Origin of the sequence: Azohydromonas australica DSM 1124 (assembly GCF_000430725.1) — a bacterium.
Lineage (GTDB): Bacteria > Pseudomonadota > Gammaproteobacteria > Burkholderiales > Burkholderiaceae_C > Azohydromonas > Azohydromonas australica.
This window is the reverse complement of the sequence record NZ_KE387212.1, coordinates 79,641-99,110: the sequence shown is the minus strand read 5'-3', so window position 1 is coordinate 99,110 and position 19,470 is coordinate 79,641. Positions and strand designations below refer to the sequence as shown.

Here is a 19,470-nt window from a genome sequence, read left to right as displayed (position 1 = left end):
GTAACCTGCGGGCTTTGGTCAAGGCTGTCACGAGGGCTGCATGCCGTGTTGCCGATTCCAGGGCTTGGTCGACGTCCTGCCCAACCTGGTGTTCGAGGCTGATGCCGGTGGCGCCAACGTCTGGGCCAGCGCGGGCTGGCTGCGATACAGCGGCCTGACGCCGCAGCAGCTGGCCGAGCAGGGCTGGTACCCGCTGCTCCACCCCGAAGACCTGGCCGCCGCGCAGGCCCAGTGGGCGCAGCGGATGGCCGACGGCGTCGAGTTTTCCTCGCGCCGGCGCCTTCGCCGCCATGACGGGCAATGGCGCTGGCACCTGGTGCACGTGGTGCCCCGGCACGACGCGGCGGGCGTGCTCGTCGGCTGGGTCGGCTCGGCCACCGACGTGGACGAGATGGTGCGCGCCGAGCAGGCGCTGGCCGAGCAGGAGCAGCGCGCGCGCTTCCTGCTCACCGTGAGCGAGACCCTGCGCGACCTGGCCGAGCCGCAGGACCAGATGGATGCCGCCACGGCTGCGCTGGGTGCGTACCTGGGCGTGGCGCAGGTCGGCTACGGCGAGATCGACGGCGCGCCGCCCTGCATCACGGTGCATCGCGACTGGAACGACGGGCGCATCCCCTCGGTGGTCGGCACCTGGTGCCTGCCGGATTTCGGCGCGGCTTACCTGGGCGACATCGAGGCTGGGCGCACGGTGGCCATCCGCGACGTCCGGCTCGACGCGCGCACCAGCGCGGCCGAGGTGGTGGCGGCCTACGACGGCATCCACACCCGCAGCATCCTGGACGTGCCGCTGGTCAAGCACGGGCGCCTGGTGGCGCTGCTGTTCATCCACCATCCCGAGCCGCGCGAGTGGACGGCCGGCGACGTTGCCTTGGCGGAGCAGGTGTGCGAGCGCCTGTGGGCGGCCGTGGAGCGGGCGCGTGCGGAGCGGGCGCGCGACGCGAGCGAGGCCCACCTGAGCGCCGTGCTGGACGCGCTGCCCGTGGGCGTGGCCATCGCCGACGCGCAGGGCCGGCTGACCCGAGACAACGCCGCGCACCGTGCGCTGTGGGGCAGACCGCCCGATACCGCGCGCTGGCAGCAGTACGGCGAATGGGTCGGCTGGCACGCGGACGGCGGGAAGCGTGTCCAGGCGCACGAATGGGCGCTGGCGCGCTCGCTGCTGCGCGGCGAGGTGGTGCGGGGCCAGCTGGTGCAATGCCAGCCTTTCGATGCCGGCCCCACCCGTTTCCTCCTCAACAGCGCCGCGCCGGTGCGCGACGCGCAGGGCCGCCTGGTCGGCGGCGTGGTGGTGGCCCTCGACGTCACCGCGCTGCGTGCCGCTGAAATGGAGCGCGAGAAGCTGCTAGCGGCCGAGACGCTGGCGCGCGAGCGCATCGAGCAGCTGCAGGGGCTCACGGCCACGCTGTCGGCGGCGCGCACGCCGCAGCAGGTGGCCATGGCAACGCTGCAGGCGGGCGTGCGCTCCATCGGCGCCAGCCAGGGCTCGGTGTACCGCCTCGTGGATGGCGCGCTCCCAGGCGACACGATGGAGCTGCTGGCGGCCGTCGGCTATGGCGAGGCCATCGTGCGGGCCTGGCGCCGCCTGCCTGCCGACGCGTTCACGCCGGCGGCCGACGCCATGGCGCGGCGCCAGCCGGTGGTCATCGGCTCGGGCGCGGAACTGGCGGCGCGCTATCCGGCACTGGGCGAGCTCGTGGAAATGGGCAACTACCGCGCCACGGCCACGTTCCCGCTGCTGCTGTCAACGGCCCTGGCCCAGCCGGGAAACCGGGAGGGCACGGTGCTGGGCTTCGTGACCTTCGACTGGGACCGGGACCATGCGATGAGCGAAGCCGAGCTCGGCTACCTGGGGGCGCTGGCGCAGCTGTGCGCCCAGGCGCTGGAGCGAGCGCGCATGTACGAGGCCGAGCACGCGGCCCGCGCGCAGGTGGAGTCCATGCTGGCGGCCATCAGCGACGCGTTCTTCGCGCTGGACCGCGACTGGCGCTTCACCTACGTCAACGACCGTGCGCTGGCGGTGACGGGTGCGGTACGCGAGGAGGTGCTGGGCCATGTGGTGTGGGAGGTCTTCCCGGACATCGTCGGGACGGTGTTCGAGCGGCTGTACCGCCACGCCATGGTGCAGGGCGTGGCGATGGCCTTCGAAGCCTTCTATCCGCGGCTGGGCATGTGGCTGGAGGTGCGCGCCTATCCCGCCCCGCACGGGCTGGGCGTGTATTTCCAGGACGTCACGGCCCGGCGTGAAGCCGACGAGCGGCTGCGCGCCAGCGAGGACCTGCTGCGGGCCATCTTCGAAGCCGCGCCGGTGGGACTGGCCTTCGCCGAGGCGCCTGACGGGCACATCGTCAAGGCCAACCGCCAGGTCGAGGCCATCCTCGGCCACCCGGCGCCGGATGGGCTGGGCGCGCGGGATTACGGCGCCTATCCCGCCTTCCATCCCGATGGCCGGCGCGTGCAGGCCGAGGAGCACGTGCTGGCACGCGCGCTCGCGGGCGAGACGCGGCCCGAGCTGGAGCTGCTCTACCACCGGCCGGACGGCCGCCAGGTCTGGATCCGCGCGGTGGCCACGCCGCTGCGCCATGGCCTGGGCTCCGTCACCGGGGCGCTCATGGTGCTGGACGACATCGACCAGCAGCGCCGCGCCAGCGAAGCCTTGCAGGAGCGCACGCAGCAGCTGGCGCAGGCGCAGCTGCGGCTGGACATCGCGCTCACCGCCGGCCGCATGGGCGTGTGGGACTGGGCGCTGGCCACGGGCGAGTCGCACTGGAATGCGCAGATGTTCGAGCTGCTGGGACTGCCGGTGCGCGAGGACGGCCTGGCGTGCGGCGACATCTTCCTGGCCATGGTGCACGCGCAGGACCGCGCCGCGGTCGAAGCGGCGGTGGCCCAGGCGCTGGAAGGCGATGCCGCCTTCGAGATGGAGATGCGGCTGGTGCGCGCCGATGGCGAGCTGCGCTGGTTGCTGGGGCGGGCCCAGGTCGTGCGCGACGAGCAGGGGCGGGCGCTGCGCATGGTGGGCGTCAACCTGGACATCACCGAGCGCAAGCAGGCGGAAATGCAGCTCCAGGCCCTCAACGCCACGCTGGAGCAGCGGGTGCGGGAGCGCACCGACGAGCTGGCCGCGGCGCGCGACGCGGCCGAGGCCGCCACCCACGCCAAGAGCGCGTTCCTGGCCCACATGAGCCACGAGATCCGCACGCCGCTCAATGCCGTGATCGGCCTGAGCCAGTTGCTGCGGCAGCGTCCGCTGGGCGAGGACGTCGGCCGCTTCGTGGGCCATATCCACGCCGCCGGCGAACAGCTGCTGGCGCTGGTGAACGACGTGCTGGACCTCTCGCGCATCGAGGCCGGCGAGATGCGCCTGGAAGCCGTGCCCTTCGAGCCGCTGCCGCTGCTGGGCACCGTGCTGGCGCTGGTACGGCCGCAGGCCGACGCCAAGGGATTGGCGCTGGTGGCCGACGTCGCGCCGGCGCTGCCGCAACGCCTCGTGGGCGATCCGCTGCGGCTGCGCCAGGTGCTTCTGAACCTGCTGTCCAACGCGGTGAAGTTCACGGCCAGCGGCAGCGTCGCGCTGCGCGTGCGCATACCGGTGGCCGAGCCGGGCCAGGTGGGGGTGCTCTTCAGCGTCGCGGATACCGGCATCGGCATCCCGGCCGATCAGCAGGGGCGCATCTTCGAGCCGTTCACGCAGGCCGACAGCTCCACCACGCGCCGCTTCGGCGGCACGGGCCTGGGGCTGTCCATCGTGCGGCGGCTGGTGGGCATGATGGGCGGCACGCTCACCCTGGAAAGCCGGCCCGGCGTGGGCAGCACCTTCAACGTGCAGCTGCCGTTTGCCACGGCCGATGCCGAGGGCCCGGCGGGATCGCCGCCGGCGTGAGCTTCAGGCGTCGCCGCGGTGCGGCGCAGGGTTGGCTTCAGTGGCGCCGGGTCAGCTGGCCGGGCTGCGCGTGCAGCGTGGACACCGCGGCCAGCGCCGCCTGCTCGCCACGGCGATCGTGGGCCAGGAGCTGCTGGATGCCCTGCTCCCAGCCCAGCAGCCAGCTCCGGGCCTGCTGGGAGCGCCTGGGGAACGGACAGGCACAGGCCGGGGACTGCGCGCCCACGGCGAAGCCCTGCTGCCAGATGGTCGAGTCCACGGTTTGCATGTCGTCATCGTGCTTCATGGCCACAGGCTACGAAGCCCGGCCGCGGCACGACAGTGAGAACCCGACTGCCGTGGGCAGGAGCTTTGTCATGGGAGCCCACTATCGATACCTGGGCGTCGGAGCGAGGGCGCGTCAGGGCTGCCGGGGGGCCGGACGGCTCGGACGCCCGCTCCGTGGCCCGGCGGCCTCGCGCCGGGGCCGCCGGGCCGGGGCGGCGCCGTCGTCCGGCGCCGGCCTGGGGGCGTCGAAGTCGAACTCGACCTTGCCCCCGTCCGGGCCGGCCACCAGGCGCAGCGCGGCCGAGAACTTCTTGCCTGCCTTGCTGGTAAAGCCGTCCAGCACGGCGGTGTGGCCGGCCTTGCAGAGCACCCTGGCGTCGGTCTTGCGCGTCTTGCGGCCGGCGATTTCCTTCCAGATCGCGAGCCCGCACTTCGGGCAGCTCCAGCTCTTGGGCCGCTCCTGCAGCCGGGACTGCCCGCAGCGGCAGGCGATGTCCGTCTCGGTGCCGCCGCTGCCGGCGCCGGCGCCCGCCGGCGCGGCCACGGCCTTGGCCCGGATGCGCTCCACCAGGTCCTGCGTGGTGCCGGCGATGCCGGCCATGAACGCCTCGCGCGTCTCCTGGCCGCGCTCGATGCGCGCCAGCCGGGATTCCCATTCGCCCGTGAGCTCCGGGGAGGCGAGGGACACCAGCCCGTTCTCCCGCAGCGCCTGGACGAGCCGGATGCCCTTCTCGGTCGGCACGAGCTCCTTCTTGTGCCGCTCGACGTAGTGCTTCTTCTCCGACAGCAGCTCCTCGATGGTGTTGGCCCGGGTGGCCGGCGTGCCCAGGCCGCGCTCCTTCATCGCCGCGGCGAGCGCGTCGTCGTCCACCAGCCGGCCGGCGTTCTCCATGGCCGCCAGCAGCGAGGCCTCGGTGAAGCGGGGCGGGGGCGTGGTCTGGCCGGCGCGCACCGTGACCGCGTCGTTGGACACCGGCTCGCCGGCCCGCATGGCCGGCAGGTTCACGGGCTCCTTGTCGGCGTCCTTGCCCTTCTCCTTTCCGTTCTCCTTGCCGTTTTCGCGGCCCTTTTCCTTGCCGACGGCGGCGGCCTCGCCCCCATAGACGGCCAGCCAGCCCGCCGACACCAGCACGCGGCCCGTGGCGCGGAAGCGGTGGCCGGCGATCACCGCCAGGCGCGTCGTCTCCAGGTACTCGGCCGGCGGGTGGAAGGCGGCCAGGAAGCGGCGCACGACCATGTCGTAGATCCGGCCCTCGGTCTCGGAGAGGCCCGTCGGCGCCTTGCCGGTGGGGATGATGGCGAAGTGGTCGGAGATCTTGCGGTTGTCGAAGACGGGATGGCGCGGGGCGGCCCAGCCGTGGTCCAGGATGGCCTGCGCGAAGGGCTGGACGTTGTCCGGCAGCAGCTGCAGCACCTTGGCGACCTTGGGCGGGTAGTCCTCGGGCAGGTGGTTCGAATCGGTGCGCGGGTAGGTCAGCACCTTGTGCTGCTCGTACAGCGCCTGCGCCAGGGCCAGCGTGGTCTTGGCGGACAAGCCGTAGCGCGCATTCGCCTCCCGCTGCAGCGTCGTCAGGTCGTAGAGCTTGGGCGGGTGGCGCCGCACGGGCTTGGAGCTGTCCACGACCGAGCTGGGCGCGACGCCGCTGCAGGCCTGCTGCACGGCCTCGGCCACGGCGCGGTCGAAGGTGCGGTCGGCCCGGGCCGCCGGGTCGTCGCCGGGCTTGAACGCCGGGTCGAACCACTTGGCCTGCCAGGCGCCGGCCGCCACGGACAGCGTGGCGATCACCTCCCAGAAGTCCCGCGGCTCGAAGTTGCGGATCTCGTGCTCGCGGTCCACCAGCAGGGCCAGCGTGGGCGTCTGCACGCGGCCGGCCGACACCAGCTCGCCCGGGGCCACGAGGTTGGCCTTGGTCAGCGCCCGCGTGGCGTTGACGCCCACGAGCCAGTCGGCCTCGGCCCGGGAGCGGGCCGCGGCGGCCAGTGGGCGCATGTCGGCGTCGCTGCGCCGGTGGGCATAGGCCTGCTTGATGCCGGTGGAGGTCATGGTCTGCAGCCACATGCGCTCGATGGGCTTGCGCACGCGCAGGAACTCCACGATGAGGCGGAAGATCAGCTCGCCCTCGCGCCCGGCATCGCAGGCGTTGATCAGGCGGTCCACGTCGGGGCGGGCGGCGAGCTGGCGCAGCAGGTCGAGCACCTGCTTGGAGTCCGGCAGGGCTTCCAGCGCGAAGCGCTGCGGGATGACGGGCAGCCGCGCGAGGTTGAAGCCGGGGTCGTCGTCCTTGCGCACGCCCAGCTGCACCAGGTGCCCGCGGGCGGCCGCCACCAGCAGGTCGCTGCGCTCGAAGTAGCCGCCCCGGCGCGTGAAGCCGCCGAGCGCCTGGGCGATGTCGGCAGCCACCGAGGGCTTCTCGGCGACGATAAGCGTTTTCATGAGGCCGCCATTGTCGGCCGGCGCCGGCACCGGCCTCGGTGGCGGCCTGAACTACACGGCCGCCCGCACGCTCAGCGCCTGAACAGGGACAGGTCGATGGCGCCTACCATGGCTTCGTGGCCGGCACCGTTGGGGTGCAGCGAGTCGCCGCTGTCGTAGAGCGCGCGCAGGCGCCGGGGCTCGGCCGGGTCGCGCAGCGCGGCGTCGAAGTCGATCACGGCATGGAACGCGCCGCTGGTGCGGATCCAGCGGTTGACGGCCTCGCGCTCCGCCTGCACGGACTCCGGCGCCTTCCCGTTGGGCAGCAGGGTGCCGCCGTAGACCCGCAGGCCTCGCGCCTTCGCGCGGGCGGCCAGCTGCTGCAGTCCGCTGATGACCCGCGTGGCCGGCACGCCGGCGCGCAGGTCGTTGATGCCGATCAGGATGATCACGTAGCGCACGCCGGTGGCGTCCAGCGCGTCGCGCCCGAAGCGGGACTGGGCGTTCTCGCTCAGCCAGGAGGACCACAGCTTGTTGCCGTCGATGCCCTGGTTCAGCACGCCGCGCACCAGCCCCTGGTTCACCAGCCGCCGCGCCAGCTGATCGGGCCAGCGCCGGTTCGCATTGACCGGCGTCCCGGCGCCGGAGGTGATGGAGTCGCCGAAGGCCACGATGGAGGACGCGTCGGCTGGCGCCTGGACTTCGATGCCGTCCAGGAAGTACCAGGGCGAGCTGCAGACGCGGCGCCCGCCCTGCAAGACGCAGAACTCGGTGGAGTCCACCGGCATGCTGGCCGCGGCCGTGAAGTTGCCGGGCGGCGAGATGTAGTTGGTCTGCCGGGCCCGGAAATGCAGCGTAGGCGCGCCCGTGGCGCCCGGGAAATAGGCACTGACGGCCACCGATGTCCGTGCCGGCACCTCGAAGTCCACCGGGTCGCTCACGACGAGGGCGCCAGGCGCCATCGTGATGGAGCGCTTGCCGTCGAAGGTCAGGACCCGGTCCGTGCCGGGCTGGACTGCCGGGCCGCTGCTCTGCAGCGCGATGCGCGCCTCGCCGATGGTCACCGGGTCGCTGGCGTAGATGTTGGAGAAGCGCACCCGCACCCGGTTGCCGCCGATGCTGGTGAACGCGATCTGGCGCATCGTCTGCCCCGGAAAGCCCTTGCGTATGGGCGGGAAGACCGGGTACTGCATCGCGGTGCTCCAGGTCCCGACCCAGTGCTCGGCGGGGTCGGGATCGGTGTCCTGCGACCAGGTCGGCGAGCAGGCCGCCAGGGTCATCAACAAGAAGGCAAGGCGCCGGGCGAGCGCGTGGCAGTGGCGGAAGTGCATGGCTGGGCTCCGTCATGCCTGCGCGCTGGCTGTGAAGGGGGTGCGCGAGGCGCTGGGCCCCGGCAAGCGAAGTGCCGGCTCACTGCGAGCGATGCTCACCCGCGTCGCGGCTTGAGGGTCAGGGCTGCAACACGTGCGTGGCCGGCGCGGTAGGGCGCCGTGAGCGTGCCGCCTTCCTCGACCCAGCCGCGGAACAGGCTCTCCTGGGCCACGCTCGCCACCAGCGTGCCGCGGCGGTTCCAGACCTTGCCCTGGGTGAGACCACGGGCTTGGCTGGTGGAAACCGCCTGGGCCTCCACCAGCAACCAGTCGTCGGCCTGCACCGGGGCGTGGAACCACAGCGCGTGGTTGAGGCTGGCCGCGTACAGCCCGGTGCCGACCTTCACGCCCAGGTGCGGCGACAGCGCCGCCATCGGGAACCAGTAGTCCGAGAGGTAACCCAGCGCCGCCTGGTGCAGGCAGGGCCGGTCGGTCAGGGGGCCGCAAGCACGGATCCAGTAGCGCATGGTGCCCGAGGGCTCGCGCTGCAGCAGGAAGCGCTCGGCGTCCAGCGGGCGCAGCTCCAGCGTGCGCGAAGCGCTGATGCGCTCACGGGCCGCGGGGTCGATGCGGTCGGCAAAGCGCTGTACCGCCTCGCGCAGCGTGGGCAGCGACTCGGGCTCAGGCACGCCTTGGGGCAGCGCGGGCGCGAAGTCCGGCCCGGGCTCGCCACGATGGAAGGACACGTGGGCACTGAACACCAGGCGCTCGCCCTGGCGCCCCATCACCTGCTGGGTCGTGAAGTTCAGCCCCGACAGCAGGCGCCGTACGTCAAACTGCAGCGGCTTGTCGGTCAGCCCGGGTGCCAGGAAGTTCAGCTGCAAGCTGTGCGCCGCCAGCCTGGGCGACAGCCCGTGGGCCGCCGCCATCAAGGCCTGGCCGATGAGCTGGCCGCCGAAGATGGCGCCGTTGGAATTGGCCGCGCTGCGCTGGCTCGTCAGCACGCCGGCCTCGTCGGGCTCGGGAACCAGCAGCGCCAGCAGGTCGTCGCCGTCCCAGCCCGGACGTGCGCTGCCCAGGTCGGGCTGGACCGTGTTGAGGGGCGGGTGCGGCCGGCTCATCGCGGCCCCGCAGCGATCGTGGGCCGGCGCGTGCCGTGCCATGCAACGGCCGGGGTTCTGGTCCTCATGGGGAACTTCCTTTCTTCATGGAGCGCGGGGAGCGGTCACCAACGCGCCGGTTCAGTCTCTGGTGTCGGGATCGATCAGTGGCCGATGCTGCCACCGACCCGGTGGCGCAGTCCCAGGCCGAGGCGGCTGCCGAGCCCCACCACCAGGCCCATGGTCCAGAACACGCCGCTCACGCCCACGAGGCCGCCGGCGGCGCCGAACAGCAGCGGCATCGCGACGCTGGAGACGTTGATGACCATGAGCCGCATGGCCACGGCCTCTCCGTGGCGGTGTGGCGGCGTGATCTGGTGCAGCAGGCTCATGACCATGGGCTGCACGGCGCCCAGGAAGATGCCGATCGAGGCCGAGCACACGGCCATCGCGAGCGGTGACTGTGCCAGCGGATAGAGGACCAGCAGGACCCCCGTGGCGGCCATGGCGCCGACCATGAGCACCCATTCCTGCAGCCGGGCCGCGATCAAGGGCAAGGCCAACCGGACCGCGACCACCGCCACGGCGAAGGTGCCCAGGATGCCGCCGATGACCGAGGCCGACAGGCCGCGCTCGTGGCCGAGCACCGGCACCATGAAGCCGTGGACGTCCCAGGCCGCGGCCATGCACCAGTTCATGAGCAGCAGGCGGCTGAAGATCGGGTCGCGCCAGAGGTTCCAGGACGTGCCGGACTTGCCGGCACCGGCCGCGTGCTGGTTGGGCAGCTCCTGCACGGCGCGAATCAGCAGCCAGGCCAGGAGCGGCAACAGGGCCAGCAGCCCGAACGCGGCGCGGTAGCCTGCGCGGTCGATGACCAGGCCGGCAGCGAAGGGCCCCAGGAAGTTGGAGAGTCCCGGCGCCGTCGACAGCCAGGCGAAGGCCTGACGGAGCTGATGTGTCGATGAAGCCGCCCGGCCCACGTGCCGCTGCAGCGCGATGGTGGCCGCGCCCACGGCGCCGCCGGTGAGCAGGGCACTGGCGCACAGGACCGGATACACCGGCCACGCCGCGGCCAGGCCCGCGCCGACCGTGGCGGCGATGACGCTCCAGCCCACCGGCAGCTTCAGGCCGCGGCGATCGGCCAGGCGGCCCACCGGCAGCGCCAGGAAGACCTGGGCCAGGGCGAACAGCGCGACCAGCAGGCCGATGGCGGCCTTGCCATGGCCGAGGCTCAAGGCCAGCAGCGGGGCGGCCATGCGGGCGCCGGCCATGGCCGCGTGCAGGCCGACGTACCCCGCGATGAGGCGCGCCAGGTCCGGGCCGGCACGGTCGTGAGGTGCTGCGGGCGTCACCGCGAGCCCGGCACCAAGGCTTCCAGACCCTTGCGGCCCTTGAGGTACTGCGACATGGCTGAAGGGATCATTGACGAGGCCGGGCAAGCGAAAGCAACCCGGCATCCTGCCAGCCGCAACCTCAAGGCTCCAGGGTCCGCTTCCCAGCCATTGTGCAAGGGCCGGGCCGTGTCCCAGCACGTGGTGCAGGTCCACCGCCCGGCCAACCGGCCATCGGCTCAATCAGGCTGCACCGTGTCGGCGGCCGGCTGCTGCCGGCCGCGCCCACTCAGTGCAGCGATGGGGTCAGACCTTGCCCTTCCAGGGCACCAGCACCTTCTCGAAGTGCCGCATCATCAGGTCGAAGGCAAAGGCGAACAGGCCGATGACGATGATCCCCATGATCACCACGTCCGAGGCCAGGAACTCCGCGGCGTTGAGCACCATGAAGCCCAGCCCGCGCGTGGAGGCCACCATCTCGCCGGCCACCAGCGTGGTCCAGCCCACGCCGATGCCGATGCGCATGCCGGTGAAGATCTCGGGCAGCGCCGACTTCAGGATCACGTGCCGGATCACCTGCAGCCGCGTGGCGCCCATCGAGTACGCGGCATGGATCTGCTCGATCGACACCGAGCGCACGCCGGAGCGCGCGGCGATGGCCATGGGCGCGAAGATTGCCAGGAAGATCAGGTAGACCTTGGAGAACTCGCCGATGCCGAACCAGATGATGACCATCGGCAGGTAGGCCAGCGGCGGCAGCGGGCGGTAGAACTCGATGGGCGGGTCGAAGAGGCCGCGCGCCACGCGGCTCACGCCCATCATCACGCCGATCGGGATGGCCGTGACGCAGGCCAGCGCGAAGGCGCCCATCACGCGCGACAGGCTGGTGAGCGTGTGCTCCAGCAGCGTGGCGCCCGCGAAACCCTCGGTGGCCACGAGCAGAAACTTCTCGATCACGGCCTGTGGCGTGGGCAGGAACAGCGGCTTGACCCAGCCGGCATTGCTCACCAGGAACCAAAGCAGCAGCAGCGCCGCCACCGTGGCGCTGGCGATGCCCGCGGCACTGCCCTGGCCGGGCGCGCCGAAGTGCTCGCCCGGCCGTACCGAGCGCTTGGCGAACAGGCGGGTCTTCATGGCCACGGGGGCCGCGTGGCGGTCGACGTCCAGCGCGGCGACGTTGGGGAGGCTGCTGATCTTAGACATGGGCCGTCTCCTGGTGTGCGGCGCCGGCACGCTCGTCGCCATAGATGATGTTGAGAACCACCTCGCGCATGCGGATGAAGTCCGGGCTGGACTTGATGGCGCGCGCGTCGCGGGTCTGCAGGAAGCGCTTGTTGAAGTCGAGCTCGTAGCGGTGCGTGATGCGCCCGGGGCGCGGCGACATCACGATCAGGTGGCTGGCCAGGAAGAGGGCTTCCTCCACGCTGTGCGTGATGAAGAAGAACATCTTCTGCGTCTTCTGCCACACGTCCAGCAGCAGCTCCTGGATGGTCTCGCGCGTGAGCGCGTCCAGCGCGGCCATGGGCTCGTCCATGAGCAGCATGGCCGGGTTGCAGGTCAGCGCCCGGGCGATGCCCACGCGCTGCTGCATGCCGCCGGAGAGCTGGTAGATCATGTGCTGGTGGAAGTCCTTGAGGCCCACCAGCGCCAGGTTGCGCGCCGCGCGCTCGCGCCGCTCCGCCTTGGGCACGCCCTGCAGCTTGAGCCCGAACTCGGCGTTCTCCATGACGTTGAGCCAGGGCAGCAGCGCGTGCTTCTGGAACACGACGCCGCGGTCCGAGCCCGGGCCTTCGACGCGGCGCCCGCCCAGCAGCATCTCGCCCTGCGAGGGCGCGATGAAGCCCGCCATCAGGCTCAGCAGCGTGGTCTTGCCGCAGCCCGAGGCGCCCAGCGCCACGACGAAATCGCCGCGATGGATGGTGAGGTCGATGTGGTCGAGCGCGTGCACGCGCTCGCTTTGCGTGCGGCCCGGGTAGATGACGCTGACGTCCCGGACTTGCAGTTGATGTTCAGTGGACATGAGCAACCCCTTGTCGCCGGGCCGCCGCCTTGGACGGCTGTGCGGGCCCGGTGTTTGGATGCCCGGCGCGAGGCCGGGGACGTCACTTCAGGCTCAGCGCCGCTTCGAGATACCTGGGCGCCACGAAGGCCGAGTAGTCCGCCGGCACGGTGTCGATGCGCTTCTGGGCCTTGAGGAACTCCGCGGTGGCCTTGAGCGCCTTGGCCGCGCCGCCGTCCTTGCCGCCGCCCAGCCACTGCGCCGTGGCCTGCTGCTCGGCGGACGGGAAGGCGTAGAGGTGCAGCGCGTCGGCCGCGTCCTTGGGCGTGCCGCCGATGCGCGAGGAGATCGCCTTGGCATTGGGCGACTCCGCGTCCCAGGCCTGCGGGTTGGCGCGGAAGGCGGCATCGGCCTCGGCCACCGCCTTCACGAAGCGGGCCATGAACTCCGGGTTGGCCTCGCCCCACTTGCGGTTGACGGCCACGCCGTCGAAGGTGGCGCGGCCCTTCTTGCTCAGCTCGCCGGAGGTCACCAGCACCTTGCCGCTTTGCTTGATGCGCGCCAGGGCCGGGTCCCACACGAAGGCCGCGTCGATGTCGCCGCGCTCCCAGGCTGCCGCGATCTGGTTGGGCTGCATGTTGAGCAGCTGCACCTCCGTCGGCTTGATGCCCCACTGCTCCAGCGCAAAGATGGTGTGGTAGTGCGTGGTCGAGACGAAGGGCACGCCCAGGCGCTTGCCCTTGAGGTCGGCCGGCTGCTCGATGCGCGCGCCGTTGCGCGCCACCATCGCCTCGGCCTCGTTGATGTCGGTGAGTATCCACACCAGCTGCAGCTCCACGCCGCGGCTGACCGCGGCGGCCAGCGGGCTGGAGCCGATCACGCCGAGCTGCACGTCGCCCGAGGTCATCGCCGTGGCGACCTTGGCGCCGGAGTCGAACTGGCGCCAGTTGATCTTGTAACCGGTGGCCTTCTCGATGCTGCCGGTGGCGATGGCCAGGATCAGCGGGCTGGCGATGGGCTGGTAGGCGATCGTCACCTCCTTCTGCTGGGCCGAGGCCGCGCCGGCGGCCAGGGACAGCGCCAGCAGCGCGGTGGTGGCGAGCAGCCGCCGCCTCGAAGGTGCCGTGGGGCCGCGTGCGGGCATGTCCTCGTCTACGCGCCGCAGGGTGTTGATGGGCTGGTTCATGTCGTCTCCTTGGTCTCCATCGTGGATTGGGGTGGCGCGGCGCCGTGCTTTGCGGGCCGGCCGTGTGGGATGCGGTCAGGTGTTCAGAGCACCTCGTCCTGGAGGTGGTACCAGCGGTAGAGCACGCGCTGGCCCAGGCGCCTGAAGGGCGCGAAGGCCTGCGACTCCACCAGCTCGCGCACGTTGGGGAAGGGCAGCTTCGAGGTGAAGATGGGCAGGTCCAACTCGCGGCCCCGGCCGGCGATCCATTGCGCCAGCCGCTTGCCGGCCTGCGCCGAGTACATGACGCCGTTGCCGCCGTAGCCCAGCGCGTAGTAGATGGACTCCGCGGGCTGCGGCTGGTGGATGCGGGGCATCATGTCGTGGCTCACGTCCACCCAGCCCCACCACGAGTAGTCGATGCGGATGCCCGCCAGCGCCGGGAACTTGCGCGCCAGGTCGCGTTCCAGGAAGGCGCGGTACTTCTCCTGAGGCGCGTCGCGCCCGGTGATGGCGCTGCGGCTGCCGATCTGCACCCGGCCGTCGGGCATGAGCCGGTAGTAGTGGCGCAGCACCCGCGTGTCCGTGATCACCTGGTGCGTGCGGAAGTTGCACGCTTCGATCTCCTGCGGCGTGAGCGGGCGCGTCACGATCGAGTTGGACAGGATGGGCAGCAGCCGGTTGCGCAGCTGCGGGTGCAGGCCCTGCGAGGTGTAGCCGCCGGTGCACACGCCCACCGCACGGGCGCGCACCACGCCGCCGGGCGTGCGCAGGTAGTGCACGCCGCCGCGCGTCTCCCAGCCCAGCACGGGGCTGGACGGGTGCACGGTGGCACCCAGCGCGCGCGCCTTGCGCAGGTAGCCGAAGGCCAGCTTGCCGGCATGGATGCCGATGCCTTCGGGCTCGTGCATGGCGCCGGCCGCCTCGCGGTCGTCCACGTACTCCCGGCGCACGGTGTCGGCGTCGAGGATGCGGGCGTCGTACTTGAAGACCTCGCGCAGCAGCCTGGCTTCCTTCTCCAGCGCGGGCATGGCCTTGGCGCGGTGCGCGATGTAGAGGTGGCCGCCGGGCTGCGGGTCGCAGGGGATGTCGGCGATCAGCTCCTTGAAGGTCTGCATGCCGGCGCACACCTCCTCGTGCAGCCGCAGCGCGGTGTCCCGCCCCCAGCGCTCGATCCACTGCGAGCGCTTGAGGCGGCCCGAGGCGCACTGCGCCTGCCCGCCGTTGCGCGTGCTGCAGCCCCAGCTCACGCGGTTGGCTTCCAGCACGGTGGCCTTGATGCCGTGGTCGCGGGCGAGGTGGATGGCGGTGCACAGCCCGGTGAAGCCGGAGCCGATGAGGGCCACGTCCACGTCCACGTCGTGCGTGATCGGGCCGTCGTCCTCGGGCGGCGCGCCCGCGGTGCCGATCCAGTAGGTGGGCGCGTAGTCGCGGCCCTGTCCGGGGTTGGGCGATACCAGCGGGTCATAGGCCGGGTCGTAGGGGCGCACGGGCTCGGTGGCGTGGCCGGTGCGCAGCAGCGTCTGGGAAGCGACGGCTTGCATGGCGCGGCTCCTTCAGCGCGCAGCTTGGACCGGCGGGCGGTCCTTGCGGTAGGCGTTCTTGATGGCGATCTTGCCGTTGCGGAAGGTGAACACGTCCACCATGCGCGCCTCGACGCGGGTGCCGTCGGCACGGGTGCCGCAGAAGGTGCTCTCCGTCACGCCGCGGTCGTCCTGCACGAAGTGGTCGGCATCGAGCCAGGCCGCGTCCGGGAAGGTCTGCCAGGCCAGCAGGAAGCCCTGGCGCACCTCGTCGCGCCCCACGAAGCTGCGGCCCATCAGGTCCGGGCCGGCCACGGCGTGAAAGGTGCACTCGCTGTCCATGAACTCCATCAGTGCCTCGATGTCGTGGCGGTTCCAGGCGTCGCCGAAGGCCTGGAGAAACTCCACGCCGGGCTGCAGGTCGTCGTCTCGCTTCATGTCGTCTCCTTGGTGTGGGCCGCTGTGGGTGCGGGCCTTGGATCCAGATTAGTCAGGGGGTGCACGGGGACCTAGGGCCAGTTGCGGCCTATCGATGGGTCCACGGCGTCAGGCGGCGAACCAGCGCATGAGGGTGACCACCAGCAGCATGTAGCCGGCGACGAAGACGGCCTCGCCTGAGAGCAGCGCGATCGGCTTCCAGCCCAGTTCGGCGAGCTTCTCCAGCGAGGTCTTCACGCCCAGCGCGGCGATGGACACCACCAGGCACCAGCGCGAGAGCTCCGAGCCGACCGTCACCGCGGACGCCGGCAGCCAGCCCAGGCTGTTGGCCGCGGCCAGGGCGGCGAACACCAGCAGGAACACCGGCATCAGCGGCCCGTTGCGGGCGCCGCCGCCGCTGCCCCGGTTGCGGCCGGCGTGCACCGCCAGCGCCAGCACCACCGGCATGAGCAGGGCCACGCGGAACATCTTGGCCAGCGTGGCGGCGTCGCCCACCTGCGGGGAAATCATGAACGCCGCGCCCACCACCTGCGCCACGTCGTGGATGGAGCCGCCCAGGAACAGGCCGGCCTCGGCCGTGGACAGGTGCAGCCCCGACACCAGCAGCGGGTACAGCACCATCGCCAGGGTCGAGAAGGCGGCGATGCCGATGGCCGTGAGCAGCGTGTAGCGCTCGTTCTCGCGCGTGGCGGGCAGGGTGGAGGAGATGGCCAGCGCCGCCGAGATACCGCAGATGCCGGTGGCGCCGCCCGAGAGCAGGCCCAGCGCCGGCGGCAGCCGCAGCAGCCGCGCCAGCAGCAGCCCGAAGCCGATGGTCAGCACCACCGCGCCGGCCAGCGCACCCACGCCGGCCAGGCCCAGGTGCGCCACGTCGCTGGCGGCGATGCGCACGCCCAGCAGCGCCACGCCCATGCGTACTAACTTCTTGGCCGCGAACTCGATGCCGGGCTGGCACTTGGGCGTATCGGCCAGGAAGTGGAAGGCGATGCCCATGAGCAGCGCGTACAGGAACTGCGGACCGCCGTAGTGCTCGGACACGAAGGTGGCGGCCAGCGCGATGGTGGCGCACAGCATCAGGCCGGGCAGGAAGCCGCGCAGCTGGCCGAGCAGCGGCGGCGCCAGGGAAGGTTGGGCGTGCATCGGAACCTCGACAGGGGGCGTGGGACGCCGGCCCGGCCTCCACGCGGGAGGCCGGCGGGTCAGGCCCCGCGGCGCCAGGACGGCGGCGGGGCGGGAGCGGACTCGCTCAGACGAAGTCCTGGTACTTGTCCAGCAGCCGCACCGGCTTGGCCAGCGCGTCGCGCCGGAACGGGTCGCCCAGCTCGCGCGTGCACATGATCTCGACGATGCAGGTCTTGCCGTGGTTCATCTGCAGGTCCACGGCGCGCTGGAGCGCCGGGCCCACGTCCTCGAGCCGGTCCACCACGATGCCCTCGGCGCCCATGGCCTTGGCGATGCCCGCGAAGCTCGGGCTGTCGAGCTCGCCGGCGACGAAGCGGCGGTTATAGAAGTCCACCTGGTTCTTCTTCTCCGCGCCCCACTGGCGGTTGTGGAACACCACCGCCGTCACCGGGATGTCGTGGCGCACGCAGGTCAGCGTCTCCATCAGGCTCATGCCCCAGGCGCCGTCGCCGGCGTAGGAGATGGCCGGGCGGTGCGGCGCCGCCACCTTGGCGCCGATGATGGTGGGGAAGGCGTAGCCGCAGTTGCCCCAGCTCATCGCCGCGAAGAAGCTGCGCGGCTTCTCGAAGCGCAGGTAGCTGTTGGCCACCGAGTTGATGTTGCCGATGTCGGTGGAGACCATGACGTCGGGCGGCATGGCCTTCTCCAGCTCGCGCAGCACCTGGCGCGGGTGCAGGTAGTGGCCGCCGAAGGGCGTGCGCTCGCCCTTGGCCTCCTCGATCATGTCCAGGCTGAAGGGGTCGCGCTCGTGCGTCCAGGCGTCGAGCTCGCGCTCCCAGGCGGCCTTCTCGGTGGCGATGTCGTCGCCGCGCTGGGCGCGCGTGGCGTCGCACGCCAGCGTGCGCTCGCCCAGGCGCTGCACCAGCGCCTGGGCCGCGGCCTTGGCGTCGCCGCAGATGCCCACGGAGATCTTCTTCACCAGGCCGAGCATCTTGTGGTCGGCATCGATCTGGATGATCTTGGCCTCCTTGGGCCAGTAGTCCATGCCGTGCTGGGGCAGGGTGCCGAAGGGCCCCAGGCGCGAGCCCAGCGCCACCACCACGTCGGCGCGCGAGATCAGCTTCATCGCCGCCTTGGAGCCCTGGTAGCCCAGCGGGCCGCACCACAGCGGGTGGCTGGCCGGGAAGCTGTCGTTGTGCAGGTAGCTGTTGACCACCGGTGCGCCCAGCCGCTCGGCCAGCGCTTGGCAAGCCTCGACGCCGTCGGCCATCACCACGCCGCCGCCGGCGATGATCACCGGGAACTTCGCCGTCGCCAGCAGCTCGGCGGCCTCGTTCAAGCTCTGCTCACCGCCGGGGCCGCGGTCCAGCCGCTGCGGCTGCGGGATCTCGGCCGTGATCTGCCCATAGAAATAGTCGCGCGGGATGTTGAGCTGCGTCGGCCCCATCTCGCTCATGGCGCGGTCGAAGCAGCGGCCCGTGAACTCGGCCATGCGCGCCGGGTGCGTCACGTGGCCCTGGTACTTGGTGAACTCCTGGAACATGGGCAGCTGCTTGGCTTCCTGGAAGCCGCCCAGCCCCTGGCCCATGGTGCCGGCCTCGGGCGTGACGATGACCACCGGCGTGTGCGCCCAGTACGCCGCGGCGATGGCGGTGACGCAGTTGCTGATGCCCGGGCCGTTCTGCCCGATCACCACGCCGTGGCGGCCCGAGACGCGGGCGTAGCCGTCGGCCATGTGCCCCGCGCCCTGCTCGTGCACCACCGGGATCAGCCGGATGCCCGCGGGGGCAAAGATGTCCATGGCGTCCATGAAGGCCGAACCCATGATCCCGAACATGTCCGTGACGCCGTTGGCCACCATGGTTTCGACGAAGGCCTCGGACGGGGTCATCTTCTGCGGCCCGACGGCCACGCTGCGTTGCTCGCTCATGAAAGTCTCCTGCTGAAGTGCGCCTCTTTTTCGGAACGTTTTGTTCTGATTTCCGAGACGTTGAAGCCAATGTAGTGGACCATCTCGCAAAAGGCAATGAGAAATCTCGTTTTCCGGTACGATTCGTTCCAACTTCAGGAGATGCCATGAACTCACTGCCCGACGACGTCGCCCGCATCGACGGGGACACGCCCACCATGCGGCTGCTGGCCTTGCTGGAAGTGATTGCCGCGCGCAGCGAGGTGTTCTCGCTGCAGACGCTGGTGGAGGAAACGGGCGTGCCGAAGCCAACGCTGCACCGGATGCTTCAGCAACTGGAGTCCGCGGGGATGCTGCAGCGCGAAGGCGACGGCCGGCACTACAGCACCGGCGTGCGGCTGCGCCGCCTGGCCGAGCAGCTGCTGCTCAACGACACCCGCCACGGCGCGCGCCACGCGGTGCTGCGCCAGCTGGTGGCCGAGGTGGGCGAGAGCTGCAACATCACGGCGCTCTCGGGCAGCGAGGTGCTCTACCTGGACCGGGTGGAGACGCCCGCGCCGCTGCGCTTCTACCTGCACCCGGGCTCGCGCGTGCCTGTGCACTGCTCGGCCAGCGGCAAGCTGTTCCTGGCGCAGATGAGCCCCGCGCAGTGCCGCCGCCTGCTCGCCAACGTGCCGCTGGAGGCCTATACCCCGCACACGCTCACCGACTTCGAGAAGCTCGAAGCCGAGCTCGAGCAGGTCAAGGCGCAGGGCTACGCGCTGGACCAGGAGGAGTTCCTGCCCGGCCTGCGCTGCATCGCGGTGCTGGTGGGCACCAGCGGGCGCTCCAACATGGGCGTGGCGATCCAGGCGCCGTCCATGCGCATGGACAACGCCAAGGCGCTGCATTACTTGCCGGCGCTGCAGCGCGCCGCGGCCGCGCTGGCGGCCATCGAGTCCCCGCAGCCGGGCGAGGCGCGCGAGAGCGCCTGAGCGCCAGGCCGTCCACTCCCGTCCCACCCAGGAGCCGCC

General features: G+C 71.4%; 14 protein-coding genes. 2 read left to right on the top strand and 12 right to left on the bottom strand.

Annotation, left to right across the window (positions count from 1 at the left end):
• The first annotated feature begins 64 nt into the window (after window positions 1-64).
• A complete protein-coding gene (locus tag H537_RS0133900) occupies window positions 65-3,880 on the top strand; it encodes a PAS domain-containing protein (RefSeq protein WP_029001435.1) in 3,816 nt (1,271 codons plus the stop codon).
• Between the two features lie 37 nt (window positions 3,881-3,917).
• Here the strand turns inward: H537_RS0133900 and H537_RS0133895 are convergent, their stop codons facing one another.
• The 12 genes from H537_RS0133895 to xsc all read right to left on the bottom strand — a co-directional run bounded on the left by H537_RS0133895 (window position 3,918) and on the right by xsc (window position 18,478).
• Window positions 3,918-4,166: a ribosome modulation factor gene (locus H537_RS0133895; protein WP_029001434.1), complete on the bottom strand. Its 249-nt coding sequence runs from the start codon at window positions 4,164-4,166 to the stop codon at window positions 3,918-3,920.
• 114 nt (window positions 4,167-4,280) lie between these two features.
• On the bottom strand, window positions 4,281-6,581 hold the full coding sequence (locus tag H537_RS47085; RefSeq protein WP_156902118.1) for a DNA topoisomerase: 2,301 nt from the start codon (window positions 6,579-6,581) through the stop codon (window positions 4,281-4,283).
• A 71-nt stretch (window positions 6,582-6,652) separates the two neighbouring features.
• Complete coding sequence (locus H537_RS0133885) at window positions 6,653-7,891, bottom strand: SGNH/GDSL hydrolase family protein (RefSeq protein WP_029001433.1); 1,239 nt, start codon at window positions 7,889-7,891, stop codon at window positions 6,653-6,655.
• A gap of 95 nt (window positions 7,892-7,986) precedes the next feature.
• Window positions 7,987-8,991, bottom strand: a complete 1,005-nt coding sequence (locus H537_RS47080) for an acyl-CoA thioesterase (protein WP_169517143.1) — start codon at window positions 8,989-8,991, stop codon at window positions 7,987-7,989.
• Between the two features lie 143 nt (window positions 8,992-9,134).
• The gene (locus H537_RS0133875; RefSeq protein WP_259375255.1) at window positions 9,135-10,322 is read right to left on the bottom strand and encodes an MFS transporter; all 1,188 of its coding nucleotides are present in this window, start codon (window positions 10,320-10,322) and stop codon (window positions 9,135-9,137) included.
• A gap of 285 nt (window positions 10,323-10,607) precedes the next feature.
• Window positions 10,608-11,435, bottom strand: a complete 828-nt coding sequence (locus H537_RS0133870) for an ABC transporter permease subunit (RefSeq protein WP_029001431.1) — start codon at window positions 11,433-11,435, stop codon at window positions 10,608-10,610.
• A gap of 61 nt (window positions 11,436-11,496) precedes the next feature.
• Entirely contained in the window at window positions 11,497-12,321 is an 825-nt protein-coding gene (locus tag H537_RS0133865) for a taurine ABC transporter ATP-binding protein (protein WP_029001430.1), read from the bottom strand.
• Between the two features lie 82 nt (window positions 12,322-12,403).
• Window positions 12,404-13,444: a taurine ABC transporter substrate-binding protein gene (tauA, locus tag H537_RS0133860; RefSeq protein WP_029001429.1), complete on the bottom strand. Its 1,041-nt coding sequence runs from the start codon at window positions 13,442-13,444 to the stop codon at window positions 12,404-12,406.
• A gap of 125 nt (window positions 13,445-13,569) precedes the next feature.
• Window positions 13,570-15,009: an NAD(P)/FAD-dependent oxidoreductase gene (locus H537_RS0133855; protein WP_029001428.1), complete on the bottom strand. Its 1,440-nt coding sequence runs from the start codon at window positions 15,007-15,009 to the stop codon at window positions 13,570-13,572.
• 12 nt (window positions 15,010-15,021) lie between these two features.
• The gene (locus H537_RS0133850; protein WP_029001427.1) at window positions 15,022-15,426 is read right to left on the bottom strand and encodes a nuclear transport factor 2 family protein; all 405 of its coding nucleotides are present in this window, start codon (window positions 15,424-15,426) and stop codon (window positions 15,022-15,024) included.
• Between the two features lie 108 nt (window positions 15,427-15,534).
• Entirely contained in the window at window positions 15,535-16,566 is a 1,032-nt protein-coding gene (locus H537_RS0133845; RefSeq protein WP_029001426.1) for a YeiH family protein, read from the bottom strand.
• A gap of 106 nt (window positions 16,567-16,672) precedes the next feature.
• Window positions 16,673-18,478 (bottom strand): sulfoacetaldehyde acetyltransferase, encoded by a 1,806-nt coding sequence (gene xsc / locus H537_RS0133840; protein ID WP_029001425.1) that lies wholly within the window; start codon window positions 18,476-18,478, stop codon window positions 16,673-16,675.
• Window positions 18,479-18,624: 146 nt separating this feature from the next.
• On the opposite strand from xsc, the gene H537_RS0133835 reads away from it, so the two are divergent.
• A complete protein-coding gene (locus H537_RS0133835; protein ID WP_043461265.1) occupies window positions 18,625-19,431 on the top strand; it encodes an IclR family transcriptional regulator in 807 nt (268 codons plus the stop codon).
• Window positions 19,432-19,470 lie beyond the last annotated feature (39 nt).